This window comes from Actinomadura chokoriensis (genome assembly GCF_039529475.1).
GTDB lineage: Bacteria > Actinomycetota > Actinomycetes > Streptosporangiales > Streptosporangiaceae > Spirillospora > Spirillospora bangladeshensis.
In genome coordinates this window covers 126,872-134,994 of record NZ_BAAAMW010000023.1, presented here as the reverse complement: position 1 = coordinate 134,994, position 8,123 = coordinate 126,872, and the positions used below count along the sequence as shown (strand labels likewise).

General features: G+C 71.5%; 7 protein-coding genes, 1 rRNA gene and 1 pseudogene. 4 read left to right on the top strand and 5 right to left on the bottom strand.

Annotated features, from left to right (window positions below; genetic code table 11):
* Positions 1-5: 5 nt before the first annotated feature.
* Positions 6-122, top strand: a 5S ribosomal RNA gene (gene rrf, locus ABFX46_RS34840).
* A 700-nt stretch (positions 123-822) separates the two neighbouring features.
* On the opposite strand, the gene ABFX46_RS34835 is transcribed toward rrf, so the two are convergent.
* Complete coding sequence (locus ABFX46_RS34835; protein ID WP_346048199.1) at positions 823-1,707, bottom strand: hypothetical protein; 885 nt, start codon at positions 1,705-1,707, stop codon at positions 823-825.
* Between the two features lie 89 nt (positions 1,708-1,796).
* On the opposite strand from ABFX46_RS34835, the gene ABFX46_RS34830 reads away from it, so the two are divergent.
* On the top strand, positions 1,797-4,277 hold the full coding sequence (locus ABFX46_RS34830) for a hypothetical protein (RefSeq protein WP_346048198.1): 2,481 nt from the start codon (positions 1,797-1,799) through the stop codon (positions 4,275-4,277).
* 22 nt (positions 4,278-4,299) lie between these two features.
* On the opposite strand, the gene ABFX46_RS34825 is transcribed toward ABFX46_RS34830, so the two are convergent.
* Entirely contained in the window at positions 4,300-4,800 is a 501-nt protein-coding gene (locus ABFX46_RS34825; RefSeq protein WP_346048197.1) for a tetratricopeptide repeat protein, read from the bottom strand.
* 121 nt (positions 4,801-4,921) lie between these two features.
* Here ABFX46_RS34825 and ABFX46_RS34820 point away from each other — a divergent pair, with 121 nt between their 5' ends.
* On the top strand, positions 4,922-5,278 hold the full coding sequence (locus ABFX46_RS34820; RefSeq protein ID WP_346048196.1) for a hypothetical protein: 357 nt from the start codon (positions 4,922-4,924) through the stop codon (positions 5,276-5,278).
* A 97-nt stretch (positions 5,279-5,375) separates the two neighbouring features.
* A pseudogene (locus ABFX46_RS43635) lies at positions 5,376-5,450 on the top strand (hypothetical protein); the annotation flags it as partial.
* Between the two features lie 165 nt (positions 5,451-5,615).
* Here the strand turns inward: ABFX46_RS43635 and ABFX46_RS34810 are convergent.
* The 3 genes from ABFX46_RS34810 to ABFX46_RS34800 form a co-directional block, all read right to left on the bottom strand.
* On the bottom strand, positions 5,616-6,284 hold the full coding sequence (locus ABFX46_RS34810) for an NADPH-dependent F420 reductase (protein ID WP_346048194.1): 669 nt from the start codon (positions 6,282-6,284) through the stop codon (positions 5,616-5,618).
* Positions 6,285-6,355: 71 nt separating this feature from the next.
* Positions 6,356-7,291: an SDR family oxidoreductase gene (locus ABFX46_RS34805; RefSeq protein WP_346048193.1), complete on the bottom strand. Its 936-nt coding sequence runs from the start codon at positions 7,289-7,291 to the stop codon at positions 6,356-6,358.
* A 52-nt stretch (positions 7,292-7,343) separates the two neighbouring features.
* Positions 7,344-8,045: an NADPH-dependent F420 reductase gene (locus ABFX46_RS34800; protein ID WP_346048192.1), complete on the bottom strand. Its 702-nt coding sequence runs from the start codon at positions 8,043-8,045 to the stop codon at positions 7,344-7,346.
* Positions 8,046-8,123: the final 78 nt, after the last annotated feature.

The window sequence follows — 8,123 nt, the reverse complement described above, 5'->3', positions numbered from 1 at the left end:
AGGCGTTCGGTGGTTTTGGCGAAGGGGAAACACCCGGTCCCATCCCGAACCCGGAAGTTAAGCCCTTCAGCGCCGATGGTACTGCATGGGAGACTGTGTGGGAGAGTAGGACGCCGCCGGACATATAGTGCAGGAAGGGCCCCGCCGACACGGCGGGGCCCTTTCTCATTTCATGGGCCGCACGCGAATGGCTCGGCAGTCGCATTTCCTGATCATTGCTGCCCTGGCGGCGGGCGACGCCTGCGTCGTCTACCGTAGCGGCGGCTCAGCGTGTCGGTGCTCCGTACCATGCTTGGGCTGAAGAACGCGGAAAAGCTAAAGGCGGGCCCTGGTGGGCGCCGATGCATGGATGTACACCGTCCCACTTCAGTCCGACATTATGGCTGCTCTGTCAGCACTGCGTCAGAGGGAGTTCCGCGACGCCGTGGTCAGTCCGGGATGTCCGGCGGACTGGCCACGACCGAGCACCATTGACGAGTTCCGGGTGCCTGATGGACGAAACGCGGTCCTCGGTCGGCGGCCTCCTCGAGCTGGACGGGCGGCTGATCGGACCCGGAGGCCAGCGGGCTGGAACCCGAACGGCGCGGTCAAGGACGCTGCACTGTGCTCTATGACCGGTGGGAAGAGCCTGTACAGATCGCATTCTGGGGAATCTCCGGAGACTGACTCGCCGGCCGAGCCCGGACGGCTTTCGGAAGCGCTCGTCCGGCCGGTCAGGACGCGCGCCGCGGGCGCCGGGGCGTAACGCGGCCGGGGGGCACGCGGCGTCGGTTCCGCGATGACGTGCGACGACGCGGCCGGGAGTGGGCGTCCTCGCGTAGGTCAGCGGCGGGCGGTGAGGTCCTCCGCCGGGCGGATGCGGGCGATCTCGGGTGTGCGGGCGTCCAGGCGGATCTTCGCGAGGGCCTGCCGGCCGAGGTCGGCCGGGGAGTCGTGCTTGATCTCGTCGGGGGACAGGTACACGGTCAGGTCGGGGAAGGTGACCAACCGGCCGTCGTCGTCGGCGGGGACGGTCCGGAAGTCGGCCGGGTCACGCGGGGCCCTGAGGCGCTCCGTGGCGAAGGCAGCCGCTGGGTCCGGCTCGCGTGTCCCGGCGGGGACGAAGGTGCCATTGCGGAAGTACACCGTGGTCTGGGCTCGGTCACCGGCGGCGAGGGCGGCCCGTGCCGCGCGCGCCGGGCGATCGGGCGGGCGCCGGGTGAGCAGTCGCCGGCTGCTCTGCCGCCGGGTCCGCCAAAGCTTCACCACAGCCCAGAGGAGGACCACCGGCCAGAGCACCAGCAGCGTCACCAGCAGGCCCGCCCCGGGCGCGTCCACCTTGATGCGGAGCGCCTCGCTGGACCGCTCGCAGGTCACCGCGACGTAGTCGGTGGCGGGCGCGCGGAACGCTCCGACCCACCGGTAGCCCTTGATCTCCGCGGAGTCGCCGCCGTGCCGTGCGCGGTCCAAGGTGACCGGATAGGCGCCCTTCCGGCCGGCCAGCGTGCAGGAGCCGGGGTCGTCAACCGACGCCACGACATGGACCCGGTAGCGCAGACCCTCGTCCACCCACAGGACCGCGCGGGTCTCGCCGGGCACGCTTCCCGGCCGGACGGCGTCGACCGTGCTCGCGGTGAGCAGCGCGTGGTGCGTTGCCCAGAAAAGCACGGTGAGCAGGAGGAGCAGGACCGGCAGCCCGATGGGCGCCAGATACGAACGCCGGGACACGGCAAATGGAACCTGATACCGATATGTCACCTTCTTGGGCACCCGCGAATTGTACGATCTTGCGGCCTGGAGGGGGAGATCATTTGGACGTGACGCAGACCGTCGTCGACGGCGTTCCCGTGTTCTGGGGCGAGGGGCCGCCCGGCGACGACGACTATTGGGCGGTGCTCATGTTCCGTGTGGGGCGGGCCGACGAGACCCTGGCGGGAGCCGGCCTCACCCATTTAGTGGAGCACCTGGTGCTGCATGCCGTCGGTGATGCCGACTATCACCACAACGGCGCCGTGGACGACTCCACCGCCATGTTCGTCACGCACGGCGAGCCTGCGCAGGTGGCGACATTCCTGAAGGCGGTGTGCGAATCGCTCGCGGCGCTTCCCATGGAACGCCTCGAAGCGGAGAAGAACATCCTGCGAACCGAGGCCGAGGGACGCGACATCGGCCCGGCCGGACAACTGCTGCTGTGGCGTTACGGGGCCGCGACCTACGGATTGTCCGGCTATGCGGAGCACGGTCTCGCCTCTTTCACCGCCGACGATGTCCGGGAGTGGACGGCGCGCTGGTTCACCAGGAACAACGCGGCGCTCGCGCTCGTCGGCGGGCCACCGCCGGAAGGGCTCACCCTGCCGCTCCCCGAGGGCGAGCGCAGGCCGCTGCCGGAACCGAGCAGCGCCCTGCCGCGGACGCCCGCGTATTTCAACGCCGCCGTCAACGGGGTCGCGCTGACCGGCATCGTGCCGAGCACCGCCGCCGCCGGATTCTACGGCGACATCCTCGACCGCCGCCTCCACCGCGTGCTGCGGCGCGAGAACGCGCTGAGCTACACCACGAGAGTGGAGATGTCGCCCCGTTCCGGCGGCACCGAGGAGATCCTCGCGTTCGCCGACGGGCTCGCGGAGGCGCGTCCGGAGCTGGCGGAGCGGTTCCGCGGGGAGATCGAACGCATGGCCGCGGAGCCGGTGGACGCGGCCGAACTGGCCGAAGTGGTGGCGGCGCGGCGCACCCGCCTCGGGTCCGAGGAGGCGCGCGCGGCACAGCCGATGCGCTTCTGCCTGGCGGAGCTGATGGGGTTTCCGATCCGTTCGGCGGACGAGGCCCTCGACGCGCTCGACGAGGTGGCGCCGGAGGACGTCCAGGAGGTCGGCCGCACCGTGCTGGACACGGCGCTGCTGATGCTCCCGCACGGCGAGCAGCCGCAGGGCGCGCGCTTCGCCCGGGCCTCGGTGTCCTCCGTGGTCGCGGTCGACGGCCGCGTCCACACGCGTCCGGACGAGGCCCAGCTCGCGCTGATCGTCGGCAGGGACGGGGTCACCGCGCTGACCGGCCCGACGATGGCCACCATCCGCTACGACGAGTGCGCCGCCGTCCTGGCCCGGCCGGACGGCGTGCGCGTCCTGATCGGCCTGGACGCCATGACCGTCGGCGTCGAGCCCGACCTGTGGCGCGGCGGCAGGGACGCGGTCGCCGACATCGATCGGTACGCGCCTGCTGAAGTGGTCGTGCGCATCCCGGAGCATCCCGCCGACCGCGTCCCGCCCCGCGGCGGCGCGGCGCCGGCGGCCGAGCCGGACGACCCGGTGAGTGATCAGGCGAGGACCGGTGTGGTGGCGGCCGTCGTCGGGCTGCCCGCCAGGATCAGGGCGCGGCGGCGCGGCCCCGCCTGGCAGGACGCGGCACTCGCGGCGGCGCTGCCGAAGGTGCGGAGCGGAGACGTGCGCGCGGGTCTGCACCTGCTGGCCGCCACCCGCGACGACGCCGAGGCCCGCAGCCTCCGCCTGGAGGTTCTCGCCAAGGCCGCGCTCGGGCAGAGCGCGCGGCTGGCGGAGCTGTCCGCGGACGACCCCGCCGACCCGGACCTGTGCCTGTGGCTCGGCTCGACCCGCATCGACGAGGCATGGAAAGCGCGGAGCGCCTACCGCGCCGAGTACGTCGAAGCGGAGCAGTTCGGCCGGTTCTGGCGGCTGCTGGCCCTGGCCGGGCCCCCGCTCTACCGCGCCGCCGAACTGCTGCCCGCGGACCCCGTCCCCTGGGACAAGCTCCAGTGGCACGGCATCGGCATGCAGCTCGGGCGGGACGAACTGGACCGCATCTGGCAGGAGCTCACCGACCGGGACCCGTCCCTCTACTCGGGCTACGTCTCCCGTTCTCAAGCTCTCTGCAAGAAATGGTGGGGTTCCGACGCCGAGGTGCTGGACTTCGCCGAGACGGCCGTCGCCGCGGCGGAGCCCGGCGACCCGGTCACCGCGGTGCTCGCGGCGGCGCACCTGGAGATCGGCCTGGAGATCGGTTCCTGGGACGACCTGAACGGCTACCTGGCCCGGCCCTCGGTGCACGGCGCCCTGGCGGAGGCCGCCGACCGGTGGTTGGCCGCGGACCGGCGGCATCCCCGGGACCTGGAGGCCCACCACTTCTTCGGCGCGGTGTTCTACCGGGCCGGGGACCACGACCGGGCCCGGCGCCATCTCGGCCCGGTGGCCCGCACCAGCGCCCCCACCCGGGCGTGGGGGTATGCGGACGACCCGGACCGGTTGCTGGCGCGGGCCTGCCGGGACGTCCGGGCGAAGGCGTGACGGCGCTCGCCCGGCCCGTCCGCTAGCTGCCGGAAGCGTCCTTCATCAGGGCCTTCGCGTAGTTGGCGAGCGAGCGGTTGTACTGGGGGAGGTGGCGGGAGAGCGCGCCGAGGGCGAGCGCCGCCGCCTCCCGCTCCCGGCCGAGGTCGGTGAGCGCGAGGGCCAGGAACGCGGTCACCGCGTCGTCGAGGCCGTCGGAGCGGGCGTCGCGCTCGGCGGTCAGCAGGGCGACGCTCTCCTCGGCCCGGCCGAGGTTGCGCAGGGTGCTGGCGTACTGGATGGTCGCCTCCCGCCGGCGCGTCCCGTCCAGCCCCGCGTCGAACGCCCGCCGGTAGTGGACGGCGGCCTCCGCCTCGTTGCCGATCGAGTCGTGCGCGGACGCCAGCTCGTACTCGGCGACCGCGTCGCCGGGCGGCAGCTCGCCGGTCAGCGCCTCGACCTTCGCGAGGAAGTCCGCGGGCTCGAGGTCGTCGAACGCGGTCCACAGCTCGGCGATCCGCCGCTCCCAATCCGGAGTGATCATGGACCAGAGGATAGGGTGCCGGGCGGCCGGTGCGAGCCGGTCAGGGGGCCGCAACGGTCATGCAACCTGCCGTGCGCCACCATTGGACCGCTCGGCGCAGGCCGGGATCATGGTCGCGTCGGTGCCAACCCACACATCTGCACCGGCGCGGCCACCGAGGCGTGATCATCAGCGGAGCGCATTCCCTCCGCGACGCCGCCGACATCGGGACCTACGCGCCCGGCCGGATCGTCGCGACCCGCACGATCGTCCCGAAGGCACGATCGTCCCGAAGGCCGGGAACCTCGCCGACACCACCGACGCCTGGCAGATCTCCTACCGCACCGACGACTCCCACGACCGGGCCGAACTGACGGTCGCCACGCAGGCCGGCCACGCCGTCCTCGACGGCATCCGCACGGTGAAGAACCTCGGCACCGGCGGCGTCGGCCCGTGGGCGCTGAACGGCTACTCCGGCGGCGCCCAAGCCACCGGCTGAAGACGAACACCATGGGCGTGGCCGCGCCCGCCGCACCGGTGTCGACTACCACGCGAACACCGACGAGATCGTCCCTGTCGGGCAGGCGAACGCCCTCGTGAAGGCGTGGTGCTCGAAGGGCGCGACGGTCCAGACCGTCCGGGACGCGATCGGCGAGCACGCGCTGGAGACGCTCGTCCGCAACAACGACGTCCTGGCCTTCCTCTCCGACCGCTTCGCCGGCGAGCCCGCGCCGAACACCTGCCGACCCGGGGTGCTGAGGCGCCGGAGCCCGCGCCCGCCTGACGGGCAGGGCAGCGAGACTCCGGGGCCTACCGCGGGCCGCGCCGACTTGCGGTTACCGGGTCGCGTCGGCCAGTGCTGCGCGGATGGCGTGCTCGTCGACCGGCTCGCCCTCCTCGTTCGAGAACGGCCCGTACGGGGTGCCCCAGACCGGGGTGCCCGTCGCCTGCCTCCAGCCGTCCGCCAGCGGTCCCGCGTCCACGACGCCGTACCCGATGGATGCGATGAACTCGGTCACCGCGGCCTTGGCGGGCACGGAGTCCCCGGCGATCGGCAGGGACGAGCGGTCGGCCGCTTTCGCCGGGCGGGCGAGCGACAGCAGGTGCTTGTAGAAGATGTTGTTGAACGCTTTCACGACCGAGGCGTCCGGGATGTACCGCAGCAGCAACTCGCTCGAAGTGAGCGACCCGCTGTCGAGCTCGGGGATGTGCCCGTCGCGCTCGGGGCCGTAGTTGCAGGTGTCGATGACCGTCTTCCCGGCCAGTGGCGCCGCGGGCAGGTCGGGGAACGCATTGACCGGCACCGAGACCACGACGATGTCACCGGCCGCCGCGGCCTCCGCGCTCGTCGCCGCGGACGCCCGCGGCCCGAGTTCCGCGAGCGTGCCCGCGAGCGTTCCGGGACCGCGCGAGTTGCTGAGCACGACCTGGTGCCCGGCCTCGATGGCGAGCCGCGCGATCGTACTGCCGATGTGTCCGCTTCCGATGAATCCCACAGTTGTCATATTCTTCGCGTCCTTCAGGGGAGCCGTGTCCTTGCTATTGCGCGGGCTGGTTGTGAGTCGGGTCCCTGCCGTCAGCCGGCGGGGAAGTAGTGGCCGTTGTCCAGATCGGCGAGCAGGCCGGGCTGGGCGGGTTCCCAGCCGAGAGTCCGGCGGGTGATGAGGTTGGACGCCGGGTAGCTCTGCGTGACGATGTTCGCGAGGAACCCGAAGTAGCCCGGCACCATCAGTACGTCCGCGGGAACGCTCACGATGGGCAGGCCCAGGCGGCTGCCGAGGGCCTCGGCGATCTCGCGGAACGGGATGGCCCCGTCCCCGACCGCGTGCCAGTATCTGCCGGCCGGCCCCTTTTCCAGCGCCAAGCGGAACAGGGAGGCGACATCGCGGATGTGCACGGCGTTCCACACGTTCGCGCCGTCTCCGGGGTAGCCGATGAAGCCCTTCTCCTTCGCGAGCGCGATCAGCTGCACGAGGAAGCCGGCGGGATCGGTCGTGCTGTGCGCGATGTTGGCTATCCGCACGACCGAGGACCGCACTCCCCGCTCGGCCAGGCCGACTACGGTGGTCTCCACGTCGTTGCGAATCCGCAGGGTGCCCTTGTGCTCGTCGCGGGCGGGAAGGGCCGGGTCCTCCTCGGTGGCCGGCCGGCCCAGGTTCCCGGTCGAGCCGATGCTCCCCGCCGCGACCAGCGGCTTCCCGGTTCCCGCGAGTGCCTCCCCGTACGCGAGCATGATCGGGAGTTCCGCGGCGGCCACGGCGTCGATCCCGCCGGACGGAAGCAGTTCCTGCCTGTGCGCGACGTGGACGACGCCGTCGGAATCGGCGGCCGCCTCCTTGAGCCCGTCGAGATCCTCGAGGTCGCCGCGACGCACCTTCGCGCCGAGCGCGGACAGTGTCGCCGCAGCCGTGTCCGACCGGGCCAGGCCGGTGACCTCGTGCCCGGCGGCGATGAGCTCGGGAATGATGTACGAACCGGAATGGCCGGTCCCGCCGGCGACGAAAACGCGCACGTTACTGCTCCTTGTCAATGATGTGGTGCGAGAAGTGGTGGTGCGGGCGCGCTCACCTGAGAATGCTGACGCCGAAGGAGAAGTCGGTGTGCTTGACGGAGTGGGCGAAGAGGCCCATCATCAGTAGGCCGGCGTTCTCCAGCGCCTGCGCCATTGGCAGTTGCCCGGTGTCCAATGGGCGCATTCCCAGGCTCTCGATGAACTCCGATACGCGTGTCTTCGCCTGCGCGTCGTCGCCCGCGATGAACACGTCCAATCGGCGTCCATCGGCCGGGTCGGCGCCCAGGACGGTGGCGAACAGGGTGTTGAACGCCTTGACGACATGCGCGCCGGCGGGGGCGGCCTTGGCGATCTCCTGCGTGGCGGAACTGCCGACGGGGGTGACAAGGCCCTTGAAATCGGCGGAGAAGGAGTTGGTGATGTCGATGATGACCTTGCCGTGCAGCGCGTCCCCGTACTCGCCGACCACCGCCGCGGCGCTGGCGTACGGTACGGCGAGGATCACGATGTCCCCGGCCGGGGCGGTGCCGGCGGTCCCGACCGTGGCGCCGCCGAGCGCGGCGGCCACTTCCTCGGCCTTGGCCGCGTTGCGGCCGATGATCTCGACGGCGTTGCCGCCGGCGAGCGCCCTGGTGGCCAGAGCGCGGGCCATGGCGCCCAGGCCGATAATGCTGACGGTGCTCATTGATGGGCCTGCTTTCTGGAGTTGGCCGCCGAATTCTTGCGTCGAATTCGCTTCGGCCTCATTAGGCAACTCTTAAAGTAGCCATTGGCCTGAGCGGGTGTCCAAGACTTCTTTTAGCCGTGGTGATACCCTGGAGGCATCACCGGG